The sequence below is a fragment of the Pantoea sp. nfd-35 genome (assembly GCF_056892255.1).
Genome location: NZ_CP122403.1, coordinates 545,973 through 561,922 on the forward strand (window position 1 = coordinate 545,973; position 15,950 = coordinate 561,922).

17 protein-coding genes and 1 pseudogene are annotated in these 15,950 nt (G+C 54.4%); 11 read left to right on the top strand and 7 right to left on the bottom strand.

The window, feature by feature from the left end:
• Positions 1 to 19: 19 nt before the first annotated feature.
• On the top strand, positions 20 to 754 hold the full coding sequence (gene rlmB, locus P9J57_RS02615) for a 23S rRNA (guanosine(2251)-2'-O)-methyltransferase RlmB (protein ID WP_014604900.1): 735 nt from the start codon (positions 20 to 22) through the stop codon (positions 752 to 754).
• 85 nt (positions 755 to 839) lie between these two features.
• Positions 840 to 2,468 (top strand): isovaleryl-CoA dehydrogenase, encoded by a 1,629-nt coding sequence (locus P9J57_RS02620; RefSeq protein ID WP_210448469.1) that lies wholly within the window; start codon positions 840 to 842, stop codon positions 2,466 to 2,468.
• Here P9J57_RS02620 and bsmA read toward each other — a convergent pair.
• Both bsmA and P9J57_RS02630 read right to left on the bottom strand, forming a co-directional pair.
• A complete protein-coding gene (gene bsmA / locus P9J57_RS02625; protein ID WP_014594721.1) occupies positions 2,442 to 2,768 on the bottom strand; it encodes a biofilm peroxide resistance protein BsmA in 327 nt (108 codons plus the stop codon). The two genes, P9J57_RS02620 and bsmA, sit on opposite strands and share 27 nt — an antisense overlap.
• A gap of 57 nt (positions 2,769 to 2,825) precedes the next feature.
• Positions 2,826 to 4,757 carry a methyl-accepting chemotaxis protein gene (locus tag P9J57_RS02630; protein WP_013027393.1) on the bottom strand — a complete coding sequence of 644 codons (1,932 nt, stop codon included), beginning with the start codon at positions 4,755 to 4,757 and terminating at the stop codon, positions 2,826 to 2,828.
• 156 nt (positions 4,758 to 4,913) lie between these two features.
• On the opposite strand from P9J57_RS02630, the gene yjfP reads away from it, so the two are divergent.
• The 6 genes and pseudogenes from yjfP to P9J57_RS02660 all read left to right on the top strand — a co-directional run bounded on the left by yjfP (position 4,914) and on the right by P9J57_RS02660 (position 8,462).
• Entirely contained in the window at positions 4,914 to 5,663 is a 750-nt protein-coding gene (gene yjfP, locus P9J57_RS02635; RefSeq protein WP_014594719.1) for an esterase, read from the top strand.
• Positions 5,664 to 5,936: 273 nt separating this feature from the next.
• Positions 5,937 to 6,332: a 30S ribosomal protein S6 gene (gene rpsF, locus P9J57_RS02640; RefSeq protein ID WP_013027391.1), complete on the top strand. Its 396-nt coding sequence runs from the start codon at positions 5,937 to 5,939 to the stop codon at positions 6,330 to 6,332.
• Between the two features lie 6 nt (positions 6,333 to 6,338).
• Entirely contained in the window at positions 6,339 to 6,656 is a 318-nt protein-coding gene (gene priB, locus P9J57_RS02645; protein ID WP_013027390.1) for a primosomal replication protein N, read from the top strand.
• Between the two features lie 4 nt (positions 6,657 to 6,660).
• Positions 6,661 to 6,888: a 30S ribosomal protein S18 gene (gene rpsR / locus P9J57_RS02650; RefSeq protein ID WP_000135199.1), complete on the top strand. Its 228-nt coding sequence runs from the start codon at positions 6,661 to 6,663 to the stop codon at positions 6,886 to 6,888.
• Positions 6,889 to 6,926: 38 nt separating this feature from the next.
• On the top strand, positions 6,927 to 7,376 hold the full coding sequence (gene rplI, locus P9J57_RS02655) for a 50S ribosomal protein L9 (RefSeq protein WP_013027389.1): 450 nt from the start codon (positions 6,927 to 6,929) through the stop codon (positions 7,374 to 7,376).
• Positions 7,377 to 7,498: 122 nt separating this feature from the next.
• A pseudogene (locus P9J57_RS02660) lies at positions 7,499 to 8,462 on the top strand (DMT family transporter).
• Positions 8,463 to 8,496: 34 nt separating this feature from the next.
• On the opposite strand, the gene P9J57_RS02665 reads toward P9J57_RS02660, so the two are convergent.
• The gene (locus P9J57_RS02665) at positions 8,497 to 9,162 is read right to left on the bottom strand and encodes a LysM-like peptidoglycan-binding domain-containing protein (protein WP_024471140.1); all 666 of its coding nucleotides are present in this window, start codon (positions 9,160 to 9,162) and stop codon (positions 8,497 to 8,499) included.
• A gap of 220 nt (positions 9,163 to 9,382) precedes the next feature.
• Between P9J57_RS02665 and bamJ the strand changes: the two genes are divergently transcribed.
• On the top strand, positions 9,383 to 10,003 hold the full coding sequence (gene bamJ / locus P9J57_RS02670) for a BamJ family beta-barrel-assembly machinery protein (RefSeq protein ID WP_014604905.1): 621 nt from the start codon (positions 9,383 to 9,385) through the stop codon (positions 10,001 to 10,003).
• Positions 10,004 to 10,039: 36 nt separating this feature from the next.
• Here bamJ and P9J57_RS02675 read toward each other — a convergent pair whose 3' ends face one another.
• Complete coding sequence (locus P9J57_RS02675; RefSeq protein ID WP_483279377.1) at positions 10,040 to 11,980, bottom strand: bifunctional 2',3'-cyclic-nucleotide 2'-phosphodiesterase/3'-nucleotidase; 1,941 nt, start codon at positions 11,978 to 11,980, stop codon at positions 10,040 to 10,042.
• A gap of 294 nt (positions 11,981 to 12,274) precedes the next feature.
• On the opposite strand from P9J57_RS02675, the gene cysQ reads away from it, so the two are divergent.
• Complete coding sequence (gene cysQ, locus P9J57_RS02680; RefSeq protein ID WP_014604907.1) at positions 12,275 to 13,018, top strand: 3'(2'),5'-bisphosphate nucleotidase CysQ; 744 nt, start codon at positions 12,275 to 12,277, stop codon at positions 13,016 to 13,018.
• A 37-nt stretch (positions 13,019 to 13,055) separates the two neighbouring features.
• Here the strand turns inward: cysQ and P9J57_RS02685 are convergent, their stop codons facing one another.
• Positions 13,056 to 13,613 carry a YtfJ family protein gene (locus P9J57_RS02685; protein ID WP_024471139.1) on the bottom strand — a complete coding sequence of 186 codons (558 nt, stop codon included), beginning with the start codon at positions 13,611 to 13,613 and terminating at the stop codon, positions 13,056 to 13,058.
• 313 nt (positions 13,614 to 13,926) lie between these two features.
• Here P9J57_RS02685 and P9J57_RS02690 point away from each other — a divergent pair, with 313 nt between their 5' ends.
• Complete coding sequence (locus P9J57_RS02690; RefSeq protein WP_003855513.1) at positions 13,927 to 14,133, top strand: DUF1107 domain-containing protein; 207 nt, start codon at positions 13,927 to 13,929, stop codon at positions 14,131 to 14,133.
• A 32-nt stretch (positions 14,134 to 14,165) separates the two neighbouring features.
• Here P9J57_RS02690 and paeA read toward each other — a convergent pair whose 3' ends face one another.
• Together paeA and P9J57_RS02700 are read right to left on the bottom strand one after the other, a co-directional pair.
• Positions 14,166 to 15,485, bottom strand: coding sequence for a polyamine export protein PaeA (gene paeA / locus P9J57_RS02695; protein ID WP_013027381.1), 1,320 nt, complete (start codon positions 15,483 to 15,485; stop codon positions 14,166 to 14,168).
• Positions 15,486 to 15,667: 182 nt separating this feature from the next.
• Positions 15,668 to 15,835 (bottom strand): hypothetical protein, encoded by a 168-nt coding sequence (locus P9J57_RS02700; protein ID WP_155676331.1) that lies wholly within the window; start codon positions 15,833 to 15,835, stop codon positions 15,668 to 15,670.
• Positions 15,836 to 15,950 lie beyond the last annotated feature (115 nt).

The window sequence follows — 15,950 nt, forward strand, 5'->3', positions numbered from 1 at the left end:
CCAACCACTGAGCAGATTGATGAGCGAAATTATTTTTGGTATCCATGCCGTGCAGGCGCTCCTGGAACGCGATCCTCAGCGTTTCCAGGAAGTCTTTATTCTCAAAGGCCGCGACGATCGTCGCCTGCAACCGCTGGTGACCGCGTTAGAAGCTCAAGGGATCGTGATTCAACTGGCCGATCGTAAATGGCTGGACAGCCAGGTGGAAGGCGGCGTACATCAGGGGATCGTGGCGCGTGTGAAGCCGGGCCGCCAGTATCAGGAAGGCGATCTGCCGGATCTGCTGCAGAGCCTGGAAAAGCCATTCCTGCTGGTGCTCGATGGCGTTACCGATCCCCACAACCTCGGTGCCTGCTTACGTAGCGCCGATGCCGCAGGCGCCCATGCCGTGATCGTCCCCAAAGATCGCTCCGCACCGCTGAACGCGACGGCGAAAAAGGTTGCCAGTGGTGCGGCAGAAAACGTTCCCCTCATCAGGGTAACCAATCTGGCACGCACCTTGCGCCTGCTGCAGGAATATAACATCTGGGTCGTCGGCACCGCTGGCGAAGCCGACCATACTGTATACCAAAGCAAGATGACCGGGCCGATGGCGCTTGTCATGGGGGCTGAAGGTGAAGGGATGCGTCGCCTGACGCGTGAGCACTGCGATGAGCTAATCAGTATCCCTATGGCAGGCAGCGTTTCGTCCCTCAATGTGTCAGTGGCCACTGGCGTCTGCCTGTTTGAAGCGGTCCGTCAGCGTAACGCGTGATCGCTGCCGCAATTTAGTCTTTCTGTCCGGTCATAATGGTGGCTCACCTTACATACTGAGTGAGTGATATCCGCGAGGAGCCGTTATGACCTGGACAACTCACACCGTTTTCAATCAACCTTTTCCCCTCAGTCACAGCAATCTGTTTCTGTCTGATGTTCCGCTGTGTGACGCACTGCAGCGTGAAGGCGGGGGCTGGGACAGCGAGTGGCTGGCGTCAGTCGGCAGGCAGTTGGGCAGTGCAGAATCGCTGGAGCTGGGCAGGCTCGCCAATGCCAGTCTGCCTGAACTCCACCGTTATGATGCACGCGGCGTCAGGCTGGATGACGTCCGCTTTCATCCAGCCTGGCATGTACTGATGCAGGGCCTTTGCGCCAGCCGTCTGCATAACCTCAGCTGGCAGCCTGACGTACAGCCAAATGCCAGCGTGGCCCGTGCGGCACGCTTTATCTTGCATGCTCAGGTTGAGGCCGGAACGCTCTGTCCGGTGACCATGACCCACGCGGCAATCCCTTTACTACAGCGTTATTTGCCTGCCCGGTTTGAGTCCTGGCTTGAACCCTTACTCAGCGATCGTTACGACACGCATGCGGTTCCGGGCGATCAGAAGCGCGGTCTGCTGATTGGCATGGGCATGACTGAAAAGCAGGGCGGCAGCGATGTGCTGACCAACACGACGCGCGCAGAGCCCCTGGACAGGCGCGGAAGCGGTGAAGCCTATCGTATCGTCGGGCATAAATGGTTTTTCTCTGTGCCGCAAAGCGATGCGCATGTGATTCTTGCGCAAACGCAGCAGGGGCTCAGCTGCTTCTTTCTGCCACGGCTGCTGCCGGACGGTTCACGAAATGCCATCGTCATTGAGCGGTTAAAAGACAAGCTCGGTAACCGATCCAACGCCAGCAGTGAGGTGGAGTTCAGGGAGGCGACCGGCTGGCTGCTGGGCGAAGAGGGCGAAGGCGTTCGTCTGATCCTGAAAATGGCGGGCATGACGCGTCTTGACTGCGCGCTGGGCAGCCACGGCCAAATGCGCCGGGCGTTTTCCGTTGCGCTGTACCACGCACATCAGCGTCAGGTCATGGGCAAAACTCTGGTGGATCAACCGATCATGCGTCAGGTGCTGGCGCGTCAGGCCTTGCAGTTAGAAGGGCAAACGGCACTGCTGCTACGCCTGGCTCGTGCCTGGTCTTCTCCCGCCAACGTCCATGAAGCCGCCTTCGCCCGGTTATTCACCCCGGCGGCGAAATATGTGATCTGTAAAGCAGGCGCCCCCTTTATCGCTGAGGCCATGGAGATACTGGGCGGCGTGGGCTATTGCGAAGACAGCGAACTGCCTCGCCTCTATCGTGATATTCCGGTTAACAGTATCTGGGAAGGATCGGGCAACGTGATGTGCCTTGACGTATTAAGAGTGGTGGGCCGCCAGAGCGGCACGCTGGACATGCTCAGGCAGGAGTTTGACGCCGTTAAAGGCTGTAACCGCCATTTCGATCGCAGCTGGCGACAGCTGGCTCTGCACCTGAGCAAAATGGATGAGTCGCAGGCCCGTGAACTTACCGACAGGCTGCTGCAACTGGCGACGGCGGCACAGTTGTTGAAGCACGCCGAGCCGTTAGTGGCGGATGCATGGTGCAGTCAGTGGCTCGACCCGCGCGGCACGCGCAAAATCGAGGGGCCACTGACCGACCGCTTACTGGCGCGCGCCAGCGGCAGGTGAGGCGCCATACAGGATGGCAGTTGTGTACCAGATCCCGGGGGTAACCGTTTCGTCGACCATCAAAATCTGATAATAAACGGCACCGGCCTGATTCGCGCGCGCAGCAATGGCACGCTGCGCGTCGTCAGGCGAGCCTCTTACGCTGGCGCTAATGGTGCCCAGCTTCGGTAAACCGCCACTCTGGGCACGGGTAATAGACTGCGCGTGACCTGTTGGCGCGGGCGGGGCCTTTGGCGTCACCTGGAACAGCGAGCAGCCACTTAACAACAAACTTAACGTCAGTAACAGAGCGTAACGCATAGCAGATTTCTCGCCGTCAGGTTAAGTGGATAAGTGTAAGCTACCCGCCCGTTATCTTCACGATTTGATCGAGAAAACACTGACCAGCTGCGTCAAATGATGCCCCTTGTCGCTCAGACTCTGGGCCGTGTTTTCTGCCTGTGCAACCAGTTCACTGTTTTGATGGGTAGCCTGGCTTATCTGGTTCATCGCCAGATTGACCTGACCAATGCCCGCCGTCTGCTGTTGTGCGGCAACGTTAATCTCACCCATTAATGCCTGAACCTGCTCAATGTGCGTCACGATATCGCTCATCGCGTCACGGGTTTGCTCCGACAGTGTATGTCCCTCCGCAACGTGACGTATCGAGGTCGCGATCAGCGTATCGATCTCTTTTGCCGCCTGTGCCGAACGCTGTGCCAGCGCACGCACTTCGGCTGCCACTACGGCAAATCCACGACCGTGCTCACCTGCACGCGCGGCTTCGACAGCGGCATTCAGGGCCAAAATATTGGTCTGGAACGCGATGGACTCGATAACGTGGGTAATTTCGGCAATGCTCTGCGAAGACACGTTAATGGCCGACATCGTGCTGACCGAGCGCGTCACCGTCTGGTTGCCATTACTCACGATACCGCTAGCCTCCGCGACCAGCGACATGGCCTGACGCAGGCTATCGGCGGTGTGCTCAACGGTCGCACCAAACTGCTCCATGCTGGCAGAGGTTTCTTCAACGCTGCTGGCCTGGCGGCCAATCTGCTCACTGATGTTGTGGCTGCTGGCTGCAATGGTATCTGTGCCGTCACTGATCTCCTGCGCGGCGCGGCGAACCTGGGCAACAATCTTCTCCAGCCCCTCGCCGATGCCGTTAATGGCGTTAATCAACTGACCCACTTCGTCATGACGCGTGGTGTCCAGATGCTCCAGCAAATTGCCGGCGGCATACTGCTCAGCTAAGTGAATAACCTGTTGTAACGGTCGCGTGATGGCGCGGCGGCTGTACCAGACAAAGCAGGGGGCAAACAGCAACACCAGAATCAGGCCGGTGATAAGAAACAGATTTCGGCTGTGAATAACCGGAGCCAGCAGGCTGTCACGATTAACTTCACCGACCACAATCCAGTTCCAGCCGGGCAGCTGTTGCCAGGCGAGCATCTTCGTTTCACCGTCGATTTCGACTTGCTGAACACCCTCGGGCTGCGCCAGCATCTGCTTCATGACGCTATCCTGCCAGTCTGGACGCTTGCCTTCATTTTGTTTATCAAACAGATATTGTCCCTGCGCCGCGCCCGGCGAGCCATTGAGCACATAGAAATGCCCGCTGTCGCCCAGGCGGCGAGCCAGCACTTTTTCGCGCATCAGGCCGTACTGCTTATCGATCTGGACGCCGACAAACAGAATCGCGATGACGGCACCGCTGTCGTCTTTAATCGGTTGATACTGCGTGATGTAACGGTGATCGAATAAGGTGGCCAGGCCCCGGAAGGTTTCCCCCTTCATGACGCTTTTCCAGGCGGCGCTGGCAGGATCAAGTTGGGTACCGATCGCCCGGCTGCCATCCTGTTTCTTCAGGGACGTGGAAATACGGATAAAATTATCACCATCGCGGACAAAAATCGTCGCGACAGCCGAGGTGCGATCCGTAAAATCATCGACGGCGATCTGATCGAGGTTAAGGGTTTTAAGGCCGGCACGCAGGGTCGGTGTGGAAAATTCGCCGACCTGAACACGTGCGGTTTCATCGCGGCTGAAGCGTTTAGGTAAAAAGCTGACGAAGAGCTGAGTATAGTTGCCGACTTCCTGCGTCAGCGTCGCATTAAACATGGATGCCATCTCGGTGATGCCCTGCACCTGATTAACCATGTCATCGACGGCAAGACTTTCCAACTGGCGTGAAGCATTCTGGCTTTGGATAAGGGTTAACGCCAATAACAAAACGCCTACGCTGAAGGAAGTGATGACGCATAGCTTCACTCCAAGGCTCGTTCTGCTAAGAGAGAAACGTTTCATAGATTACCTTTGTTTTCTTGTCAAATATGCATTAACAACGGCAGCGCAGCGGAAATATTTAGTTTAGAAATTATTACTATTGTAATGTTGTAAACCATTACCCAGGTTATCGTCGTTGGCGAGGCGCTAAAGGCCGCCCCTGCTTCAGGAGAAAATATGATTGAACTCACCACGGAAAGGCTGGCAGGTATTGAATGTTTGCATGCAGCACCCGCAGGCCAGCGCCAGCAGCGGCTGCCAACGGTCGTGTTTTATCATGGCTTTACCTCGTCCAAAGAGGTTTATGCCTACTTTGCGGTGGCCCTGGCCCAGGCGGGGTTTCGTACCCTGATGCCCGACGCCGATATGCATGGCGCACGCTATAACGGCGATGCCGACGCGCGGTTTAGCCATTTTTGGGACATCCTCAAACAAAACATTGATGAATTCCCGTTGATAGAGGCCGCGTTACGCGCTGATGACCTGATTGCCGGCGACCGTCTTGCCGTCGCCGGGGCCTCAATGGGCGGAATGACGGCGTTAGGGGTGATGGCGCGCTATGCGCATATTCACAGCGTCGCCTGCATGATGGGGTCCGGCTATTTTATGCAACTCAGCCACACGCTGTTCCCGCCTGTCACGGTAACGGGCCCGGAACAGCAGGCACAGTTCACAAAACGGATGGCGCCGCTGGCGGATTACGATCCCGCTGCCCGGCTACATAATCTCGCGGACCGCCCCCTCCTGCTATGGCACGGTGAGGCCGATGAGGTCGTCCCTTTCGCAGAAACCCAGCGGCTGGAACGGGCTCTGCACGAGCAGAGGCTGGATGCCCATCTTGTTTCGTTGTCCGAAAAGCATATCGGACACAAAATTACGCCGTCGGGCCTGACGGCGCTGGTCAGCTTTTTTAAGCGCCAACTCTAGCCCATAAACGACAGCGCCTTCCGTTTCAGCCTCTGTTTGCCTCTGCATTCCCGCTTTCCGCACACAAGGGCGGAAAGCGGGCGTCTCCCGACAATTTAAATGAAATCCCCGCTTGAGTTTGTGCGTTGCCGCCAGTATGATTACGCGTCAATTTTTCAGCTGCATTCAGAGGTGTGTGTCATTACGGTGACCCACGACCTATAACGTTCCTTGCTTCCGTGGGCCGCAGCTGACCCTGACAGGAGGCTGAATAATCCGTAAGGAGCAATTTCGATGCGTCATTACGAAATCGTATTTATGGTTCATCCTGACCAGAGCGAACAGGTTCCGGGCATGATCGAGCGTTACACTGGTGCTATCACTGGTGCAGAAGGCACGATCCACCGTCTGGAAGACTGGGGCCGTCGTCAGCTGGCTTACCCGATCAACAAACTGCACAAAGCACACTATGTTCTGCTGAACGTAGAAGCGCCGCAGGAAGTGATCGACGAGCTGGAAACGAACTTCCGCTTCAACGACGCCGTTATCCGTAGCATGGTTATGCGCGTTAAAAACGCGGTAACTGAAGCATCACCGATGGTTAAAGCGAAAGACGAGCGTCGTGAGCGCCGCGAAGATTTTGCTAACGAATCCGCTGATGACTCAGATGCTGGGGATTCTGAAGAGTAATCCATCGTGACGGTTAATCGGCTGCGCTTGTCTGGCACGGTGTGCAAGACGCCAGTCCGTAAAATTAGCCCGTCAGGAATTCCGCACTGTCAGTTCGTGCTTGAGCACAACTCGGTGCAGGAGGAGGCCGGATTTCACCGGCAAGCCTGGTGTCGAATGCCTGTTATTATTAGCGGCAGCGCCCATCAGGTGATTACTCAACATATAACGGTCGGCACGCAACTCATTCTCGAAGGCTTTATCAGCTGCCATCAGGCGCGAAATGGTCAGAGTAAAATGGTGTTACATGCCGAGCAGATTGAATTGATAGATTCTGGAGACTAGCCAAATGGCACGTTATTTCCGTCGTCGCAAGTTCTGCCGTTTCACCGCGGAAGGCGTTCAAGAGATCGATTATAAAGATATCGCAACGCTGAAAAACTACATCACTGAAAGCGGCAAGATTGTACCAAGCCGTATCACTGGTACTCGCGCAAAATACCAGCGTCAGCTGGCTCGTGCTATCAAGCGCGCGCGTTACCTGTCTCTGCTGCCGTACACTGATCGTCATCAGTAACGGCTGTTGTCCATTAACGACTTTAAGAGGATAAGGTAATGCAAGTTATTCTGCTTGATAAAGTAGCAAACCTGGGCAGCCTGGGTGATCAGGTTAACGTTAAAGCGGGCTACGCTCGTAACTTCCTGGTTCCACAGGGTAAAGCTGTTCCTGCTACCAAGAAAAACGTTGAATTCTTCGAAGCACGTCGTGCAGAACTGGAAGCCAAACTGGCTGACGTTCTGGCAGCATCTAATGCTCGCGCAGAGAAAATCAACGCACTGGGCACCGTTACCATCACGTCTAAAGCAGGCGATGAAGGTAAACTGTTCGGTTCCATCGGTACCCGCGACATCGCTGATGCAGTCACTGCAGCTGGCGTTGAAGTCGCTAAGAGCGAAGTTCGTTTACCGAACGGCGTTCTGCGCACCACCGGTGAGCACGAAGTGGACTTCCAGGTTCACAGCGAAGTCTTCGCGAAACTGATCGTGAACGTAGTAGCAGGCTAATTTTTAGTTACCTGCCACACCTGAACGCCGACACTTGTGTCGGCGTTTTTGTTTTAACGACGTAACAGAATTCCCTTCTCTGTCTTGCAGATTCAGGCTCCTCCGGGCATGTTGAATATAAAATGAAACGCGATTTTATTATTGGCTACGCCCATGCATATCCTTCTGTCGAGTCCGTGTTCACCCGTCGAAATGGGGTTTTTGCCTGCGCAACGCGGTGCTGTTTGCTCTGGGGACGTTCTTACCCCGCGATCAAAAGCGGATACGCGCTGTATCGAATCGCCCAGACGATATTGCCTCGAAAGGGGTTTTTGCCGGTTATCGTTTTTTGTTAGCGGGGCTGATATTGTTTCTTTTTGCCCTGGTGCAGCGCAAACCGGTTTACCGTTTATCCCCCCGCCAGTTTAGTCAGCTTGCCCTGTTGGGTAGCATGCAAACCGCCCTTCAATACACGTTTTTCTAAATCGGGCTCGCGTTTACCACAGGGGTAAAAGGTTCGATCATGAACGCCACGGACACATTTTTTAGCATCATGCTGGCGCATTTTATCTATCAAAATGACAGGCTCAGTGACAACAAATCGCCTGGCTGCCTTCTGGGTTTTAGCGGCGTGATGCTGGTCAACCTCGAAAGTAGACTGAGTGATTTTCAGTTTGTCTGGCAGGGTAACGGCTTCGTGGTGCTGGCCGCGTTTCTCCTCTCTGCCGCCACGCGATAGGGAAAACGCATTTCTCACACTATCGATCCGAAGGTGATGACCGGCTGGCAGTTGGCTCTGGGCGGGGCGTCATGGTAATGGGCGGTGGCCTGGCGAGTGGGATGCTGCAGATTAACAGTATCGGTGCTGGGGCGGTGTTGGGTTATCTGACGCTGATCTCGTCAGTGCCCTTTGCCTTTTGGAGCGTGCTGCTAAAATATAACCGCGTCAGCATGATTGCGCCGTTTAACGTCGTGATGCCTGTAGCAGGAATGGTGCTCTTCGCCGTTTTCCACGGTGAAGATATGTTGGGCATCAAGTATCTGCTTGCCCTGCTGCTGGTCTGTTCGGGGATCGTGCTGGTCAATAAAATCAAAAAAGCGGGATAACGGACAGCCGGTGACGTGAGCCACCGGTTATCGCTTATTCTACCCGTAAAAAGCTGCCGTCCGGCTGGCGGGTAAACAGCACCGGGCCGTTCGCGCCATCCAGCGTTAAACCTGTCACGACGCCTTTTGCATCCCGACGGATTTTCACCTGTTGGCCCTCTTTTAATGTGCTGAGCGGCTGATCGTTACCTTCGACGCGCGCCATCGCAAAGACGTCATTCACCGGAAGATTATTGTCGCGGAACAGCTGCGCCAGCGTCTGCCCGGACGCAATCTGGTAGCTATGCCAGTCACCCTGAGAATCGGCCTTTGCCTCTGGCTGAGACGCGGATTGAGCCGGTTTGTTATTGTAGATGTCCGCCTGCATCGGCACCTCTTTTTCTGCCGAAGGCGTCACAGGCCGTTCTACCGGATACTGTGGCGTGCTGGACGGCCAGAGAAAGGCCAGCAGCAGGATGAGTAAAGCGAGCACGATCCCACGACGGTGGAAAGCCGGCAGCGGGTCCATCCAGCGGATATCGTCTGTGAAATGCCAGATTCGATAAAGCCAGTGAGGCAGGCGAGACGAGACGTTTGAAGGCATATCAGGTTCCTCCGCTCCGGCACCTTGCGGCCGCGTTCGTTGCGGCAGCCAGGCCTGTAACCGGGTTAAAATACGCAGTGCGTGCGTCCTGCGGCGACGAGGGGCAATCTGGCCCATATTTTCTCTCTTTCTTATAGTGCCACTGACAAGGAAAAACTTGTCACTTATACAGTATGGGCAATGTGGACGCGAAGTGCCTGCCAGCATTGATAAATTTGACCTGCGTATTGTTTCTCTTTCGCCAGCAAAAGTCATCTGCGGCGCTGTGGATTTTACGCCAGCGGCCTGCGCTGCTATGCTGCCCGTCTTACTATATCCGAGAGTGAAAGGAACGAAGATGACTACCCCTTCTTTCGACAGCGTCGAAGCACAAGCAAGTTACGGTATTGGTTTACAGGTTGGCCAGCAGCTGCTGGAGTCTGGTCTGCAGGGGCTGCAGCCAGAAGCACTGCTCGCGGGCCTGCGCGACGCGCTGGAAGGGAACTCACCCGCGGTGCCTGTTGATGTGGTCCATCGCGCGCTGCGTGAAGTCCATGAGCGTGCGGAAAGCGTGCGTCGTGAGCGCGTGGAAGCGATGGCCGCAGAAGGCCAGGCTTTCCTGCAGGACCATGCCCAGCGCGAAGGCGTCAGCAGCACCGAGTCAGGTTTACAGTTCAGCGTGATGACGCAGGGGGAAGGTCCGATTCCATCGCGCCAGGACCGCGTACGCGTGCATTACACAGGTAAACTGATCGACGGCACCGTCTTTGACAGCTCAGTCGCTCGCGGCGAACCGGCTGAATTCCCGGTTACCGGCGTGATTGCGGGCTGGATCGAAGCGCTGACGCTGATGCCGGTGGGTTCCAAATGGGAACTGGTTATTCCACACAACCTCGCTTACGGCGAGCGCGGTGCGGGTGCGTCCATCCCGCCATTCAGCACCCTGATTTTTGAAGTTGAGCTGCTGGAAATCCTGTAAGGATAAAAGGGCGGCGCGATGCCGCCCTTAGCCCTCTTACTGCTGTAAATTTACCTGCCAGAGAGCAAATCCCGTCTCGTCATTCCCAGTTGCCTTCATTGGATACTGCGCATGCTGTTGAATAAAGTGCGTGGCTTTATCACCGGGCGCGGTTTCAAAGCGAATATCAAGAGGCTGTGCAGCCTTGATCGTCGCCAGCCGCCAGTTATTGTCAGCCTGAGGGCGCACTTCACCCTGCTTTTTGGTTTCTGCGCTGATATAGGCCGCCAGGATAGCGCGGTTTTCATCCGGTGAGGCAAAAGCAATGTACTTGTCGCCCGTGCCCGCGAATTTACCGCTGTAGGCCCGGTAGTTATTGGTCGCCACCAGGAAGGTCGCTTTAGGATCGATGGGTTGCCCCTGCCAGCGAAGATCCTTAACACGTGAGGCATCAGGATGAATCAGTTGGCACTCTTCGTCATAACGGGCTGGCTGTGTCACATCAATCTGGTAACTTACACCGTCGATCACGTCGAAGTTATAGGTGCGGAAATTCCAGTTGATTAACGATTGCGTTCGAGTGCTGGTCGGATCGATCTGATTAAACTGGCCTGCGGAGCATTCCAGCCACTCTTTTACCTGCTCGCCGCTCACTTTCATCACCACCAGCGTATTGGGATAGAGATAAAGATCCGCCGCATTGCGGAACGTCAGGTCACCTTTCTCCACTTCCACGTAGCTGGTAGGATCGTTCTTACGTCCACCGGCTTTAAACGGCGCAGCGGCCGACAGCACCGGCAGCGTCGCCAGATCGGGATCGCCCTGAATAAAATGCTCCACGTAGGCGCGCTGAGCGTTATTCACAATCTGAACGGTGGGATCGTCCTGAACCAGCGACAGGTAGCTGTACATCACGTCGGCGGATTTTCCGATGGGCTGAGCGACAAACTCGCGGGTGGCATGGTGATCGTCTTTCAGGACGTTAACCAGTGCCGGATCTTCTGCGGCCAGCGATGTCTTGTTTGCGGTGTCATAGACAGGGCGCGCCTGTGCGGTGCCGTGAGTAACGTGCCAGCGGCCACCTGCGTTGCTCAGCGCCAGATCCACCACGCCCAGATGATCGCCCCACATGCCCGGCATCACCGCAGGAATACCGTTAAGGGTTCCTTTCTCAATATCCGCACCTTTAATCCGTGCAAACTCCTTGCCCGGGAAAACGGCGTGCGCATGGCCAAACATAATGGCATCAATGCCTGCGACCTCGCTGAGGTAATAAACAGAATTTTCAGCCATGGCCTGATAAGGTTCGCTACTCAGACCGGAGTGGGCAAGGGCAATAACGACATCCGCGCCTTTAGCGCGCATCTCTGGGACATAGCGACGTGCGGTTTCTGTGATGTCATCCACCCGCACCTTGTCGTGCAGGTTGGCTTTATCCCACACCATAATTTGCGGCGGAACAAAGCCGATATAGCCCACCTGCAGGGTATGTGTTTTACCCTCACGATCGGTCACGCGGGTCGGTTTAATCAGGTAGGGCGTAAACAGAGGCTTACCGCTTTTCAGATCGATAACGTTCGCATTCACATAGGGGAAGCGCGCGCCAGCCAGCGCTTTTTGCAGGTACGGCAGGCCGTAGTTAAACTCATGGTTGCCCAACGTACCGACGCTGTAATCAAGCGTATTCATGGCTTTATAGACAGGATGGATGTCGCCCTGTTTGAGCCCTTTTGCGGCCATATAGTCGCCCAGCGGGCTGCCCTGAATAAGATCGCCATTGTCTACCAAAACGCTGTTGGTGACTTCCTGACGCGCCGCATGGATTAACGAGGCGGTGCGCACCAGACCATATTTTTCCGTGGGCGTATCTTTGTAGTAGTCGAAGTCCATTATATTGCTGTGCAGATCGGTCGTTTCCAGCACGCGTAAATCCACGGTGGCTCCCTGTGCTGCAACTGAAACGCTCAACGCCAGTAACATCATTCCCGCCTTAAACATGCTCGCTCCCAAAGCTAATAGATCAAGGCTACAAAAATAATGTAAAACTCTGATGAAAGGGCAGATTAAATCGTGATGAAGATAACGTTTTGAGTCAGCCGCACGCTGGGGTCGGGCGAAACGCGTTGCAGGCTTTGTAAAAGGATATCGTTGCCATTTTTTTCTATTATGTTGATATACCTGAAAAATGATTCAGAATGTTTGCCTGAAATCAGAGATGAACGTGAAGCTGCTAGACTGTATTCCAACGGGTATGACAGTTAACGCGTAGCATTCTCATACATGAGGTGGAAAATGTTAGAGCAAATAAGCCAACTGGCGCGTGAAGCAGGCGACGCGATTATGCAGGTCTACAACGGTTCCGTTCCGACAGACGTTTCTCACAAAGCGGATGATTCTCCTGTCACGGCGGCAGACCTGGCCGCTCATGATGTGATTGTGTCGGGCTTAAAACAGCTGACACCGGATATTCCGGTGCTGTCAGAGGAAGATCCGCCCGGCTGGGAGGTTCGCCAGCACTGGCAACGTTACTGGCTGGTTGACCCGCTGGATGGCACCAAAGAATTTATCAAACGTAACGGCGAATTTACCGTGAATATTGCGCTGATTGAGCAGGGCAAACCGGTAATGGGCGTGGTTTATGCCCCCGCGCTGGGCGTGATGTATTCCGCCGCAGAGGGCAAAGCCTGGAAAGAAGAGAACGGCGAGCGACAACAGATTCATGTGCTTGATGCGCGTCCACCGTTAGTGGTGGTGAGCCGTTCGCACAACGACGACGACGAGATGAAAGAGTACCTCAAGCAACTGGGGGAACATCAGACGGTGGCAACCGGGTCATCACTGAAGTTTTGCCTGGTGGCAGAAGGGAAAGCACAGCTCTATCCGCGCTTTGGGCCAACCAATATTTGGGATACCGGAGCGGGTCATGCCGTTGCCGCGGCCGCGGGTGCTCACGTTCACGACTGGCAGGGAAGAACACTGGACTATGCACCGCGTGAATCTTTTCTTAATCCCGGCTTTCGCGTCTCGCTGTTTTAACCCAGTGCGGGAGGCGCAGCCCTCCCGCTTCCCGCCTTCAGTCCTGCAACAGCGATTTTAATAAGCTCATCACCTGCTGCACCTCCTGCTGAGAGAGCGCCCCGTCTTTAACGTATTTAACCTGACCCGTTTTATCCAGTACCACAATAGCCGAGCCGCCCTGCTGTAATTGCCAGGCGTGCTGCACATTGCCATTGCTGTCGACGATAAACTGCGACCAGGGATACTGCTGCTTATTACTGTGAATACTGCTGCGTACGAACATGCTGGTGCCAGGAATGGCATCATCGGTATTAACAATGGTGGTGGTCTGATAGCGGTCGTGAGGCAATTTCGCTGCCTTGATAGCTTCAACCAGCGCCGCGTTCATCTCTTTCGCGGATGAGCGCCCGGCAATATGCTGTACTACGCGGACTTTTCCGCTCAGCTGAGCGCTGTTCCAGTTTTTATAACTGAATTTTTCCTGCTGTAAAATCAGCTCGCCTTTGTCGTTGACGCCCACTGCTGGCACACGTTTGCCCAGCTCAATGTTATGCGCCAGCGCGCTAACGGGAATCAACAACGATAAAGCCAGTGCTGCCAGTGTTGCACGCATCATCATTCTCTCCAGTGATCAGACCAGTTAGTCATTCCAATGTCATATTAAGTAGGGATGATGCTGCTGTCTCAAAAAGCTGTCAGCTTTGCTATCGACAACACAATTCTTTAACCAATGAAGGTTTATACTGAATAGTGAAAAGTAAATAACAGAGTATTCTGTAATGTTGTGTCAGAACGGTAAAAAAATTTATTTCTTATCGTGCGAAGCAAACAGAGTGTTCTATAGTTTATCTCGAATTCGCGCTTCATGGATCCGTACCGAATTTGGCAACGGTGAAGCGTGCTTAAAAATTAAGGAGTTAATCACTATGAAAATCTTCCAGCGCTATAATCCACTACAGATAGCAAAATATGTTAAGACGCTGTTTAAAGGAAGGTTGTACATCAAGGATGTTGGCGCATTCGAGTTTGATAAAGGTAAAGTCCTGATCCCACGGGTCAAAGACAAACAGCACCTGAGCGTGATGTCAGAAATTAACCGCCAGGTCGTTCGTCTCAAGCTAGAGTTCAACTAAATAACAGGGCGCCGTTGGCGCCCTTAGTGTTTCTACTCTTCGGTTTTTGCCACATTCAGCATCGGCGGGCGTTCATCAATCCGCGTCACCAGTAGCTGGTCAATTCGGTAGCTGTCGATATCCACCACTTCGAACTTGTAACCGGCAAACTTCACAAAGTCTGTGCGCTTCGGGATTTTGCGCAGCATATACATCATAAAGCCGCCAATGGTTTCGTAGTTACCTGACTGCGGAAAATCATCGATATCCAGCACGCGCATGACATCATCTATCGGCGTACCGCCTTCCACCAGCCAGGAGTTTTCGTCACGTGCGACGATTTGCTCTTCCATGCCCTGGCCCACCAGGTCGCCCATCAGCGTGGTCATGACGTCGTTAAGCGTAATGATGCCCACCACCAGCGCGTACTCGTTCATGATGACCGCAAAATCGTCACCCGCCGTCTTAAAGCTTTCCAGCGCCTCAGATAACGTCAGCGTATCGGGCACAATAAGCGCCGATCGGATCTGAACCCCGCTGTTCAGCGCCATGCTCTGATTTCCCAGCACGCGCAGCAGGAGCTCTTTAGAGTCGACATAGCCCACAATGTGGTCAATATCGCCATTACAGACCAGGAATTTAGAGTGAGGATGTTGAGCGATTTTGGTTTTCAGGCTGACTTCATCTTCGTGCAGATCGAACCAGACAATGTTTTCGCGTGAGGTCATGGAGGAAGGGACGGTACGCGACTCCAGTTCAAACACGTTCTCAATGAGTTCGTGCTCCTGCTTACGCAGCACACCGGCCAGCGCACCGGCTTCGACAACCGCATAAATATCGTCAGAGGTAATATCGTCTTTACGCACCATCGGCAGTTTAAAAATGCGAAAGAAGACGTTGGCCAGACCGTTGAACAGCCACACCAGCGGGCGCATCACCAGCAAGCAGAAGCGCATGGGATTGATAATGCGCAGGGCGATGGTTTCAGGCGCGATCATACCGACGCGTTTCGGGGTCAGGTCGGCAAACAGAATAAACAGGCTGGTCACGATGGTAAACGAGCAGATAAAGCTAAGCTGTTCGGCAAGTTCATGCGACATAAAGCGGTTAAACAGGCTGGAAAACGCGGGCGAAAACGCCGCATCACCGACGATACCACCGAGGATCGCCACGGCATTCAGGCCGATTTGCACCACGGTAAAGAACATGCCGGGTGTTTCCTGCATTTTCAAAACGCGCTGAGCGTTGATGTTGCCTTCGTCGGCCAGAAGTTTCAGCTTAATCTTGCGGGCGGCGGCCAGCGAGATTTCTGAAAGAGAGAAAAAAGCACTGATTACGATCAGTAGCAGAATGACAAGTAAGCTATCAAGCATATGAGATCCAAAGAGTTATTCACTTGTCATTTTTGGCCTGGGCAGCGTGCGGTTTAGGCGGTCATTCCCTGTGCTGGTGACGCAAGGGGAGCTATCCGTGCCAAAAATGTCTGCGCCCATTTAACACAATGCGTGAGCGTCGGGGCAGAAATGAAGACAGGCGGGATGCCTGTGGTGGGTGATTATAGCAGCAGCGACGATGCCGCCGCCAGAGGGCAATCGGTGGCGTCCTGTGAGGCCATCGGGCAGCCTGTCATCAACCGCCCGGTCAGGCGGACAAACGGCAATGGCGCCTGCGACGTAACAACATCGTTGTAACGTAAGTGGGTTTTGCCGACAATAATGCTCAATTTGACTTATAACTCGTTGTACACTGCCAGTTAGCAAAAAGTGCGGCTATGATGAGTGAGTTGCCGTCGCGATCGTATCGGTAACGAGGATTAACACGCGCCCTGTGGAATGGGG

Excerpts from the sequence above, each read along its gene's own strand:
- rlmB (WP_014604900.1), top strand. The coding sequence starts at position 20 with ATGAGCGAAATTATTTTTGGTATCCATGCCGTGCAGGCGCTCCTGGAA.
- P9J57_RS02620 (WP_210448469.1), top strand. The coding sequence starts at position 840 with ATGACCTGGACAACTCACACCGTTTTCAATCAACCTTTTCCCCTCAGT.
- bsmA (WP_014594721.1), bottom strand. The coding sequence starts at position 2,768 with ATGCGTTACGCTCTGTTACTGACGTTAAGTTTGTTGTTAAGTGGCTGC.
- P9J57_RS02630 (WP_013027393.1), bottom strand. The coding sequence starts at position 4,757 with ATGAAACGTTTCTCTCTTAGCAGAACGAGCCTTGGAGTGAAGCTATGC.
- yjfP (WP_014594719.1), top strand. The coding sequence starts at position 4,914 with ATGATTGAACTCACCACGGAAAGGCTGGCAGGTATTGAATGTTTGCAT.
- rpsF (WP_013027391.1), top strand. The coding sequence starts at position 5,937 with ATGCGTCATTACGAAATCGTATTTATGGTTCATCCTGACCAGAGCGAA.
- rpsR (WP_000135199.1), top strand. The coding sequence starts at position 6,661 with ATGGCACGTTATTTCCGTCGTCGCAAGTTCTGCCGTTTCACCGCGGAA.
- rplI (WP_013027389.1), top strand. The coding sequence starts at position 6,927 with ATGCAAGTTATTCTGCTTGATAAAGTAGCAAACCTGGGCAGCCTGGGT.
- P9J57_RS02665 (WP_024471140.1), bottom strand. The coding sequence starts at position 9,162 with ATGGGCCAGATTGCCCCTCGTCGCCGCAGGACGCACGCACTGCGTATT.
- bamJ (WP_014604905.1), top strand. The coding sequence starts at position 9,383 with ATGACTACCCCTTCTTTCGACAGCGTCGAAGCACAAGCAAGTTACGGT.
- P9J57_RS02675 (WP_483279377.1), bottom strand. The coding sequence starts at position 11,980 with ATGTTTAAGGCGGGAATGATGTTACTGGCGTTGAGCGTTTCAGTTGCA.
- cysQ (WP_014604907.1), top strand. The coding sequence starts at position 12,275 with ATGTTAGAGCAAATAAGCCAACTGGCGCGTGAAGCAGGCGACGCGATT.
- P9J57_RS02685 (WP_024471139.1), bottom strand. The coding sequence starts at position 13,613 with ATGCGTGCAACACTGGCAGCACTGGCTTTATCGTTGTTGATTCCCGTT.
- P9J57_RS02690 (WP_003855513.1), top strand. The coding sequence starts at position 13,927 with ATGAAAATCTTCCAGCGCTATAATCCACTACAGATAGCAAAATATGTT.
- paeA (WP_013027381.1), bottom strand. The coding sequence starts at position 15,485 with ATGCTTGATAGCTTACTTGTCATTCTGCTACTGATCGTAATCAGTGCT.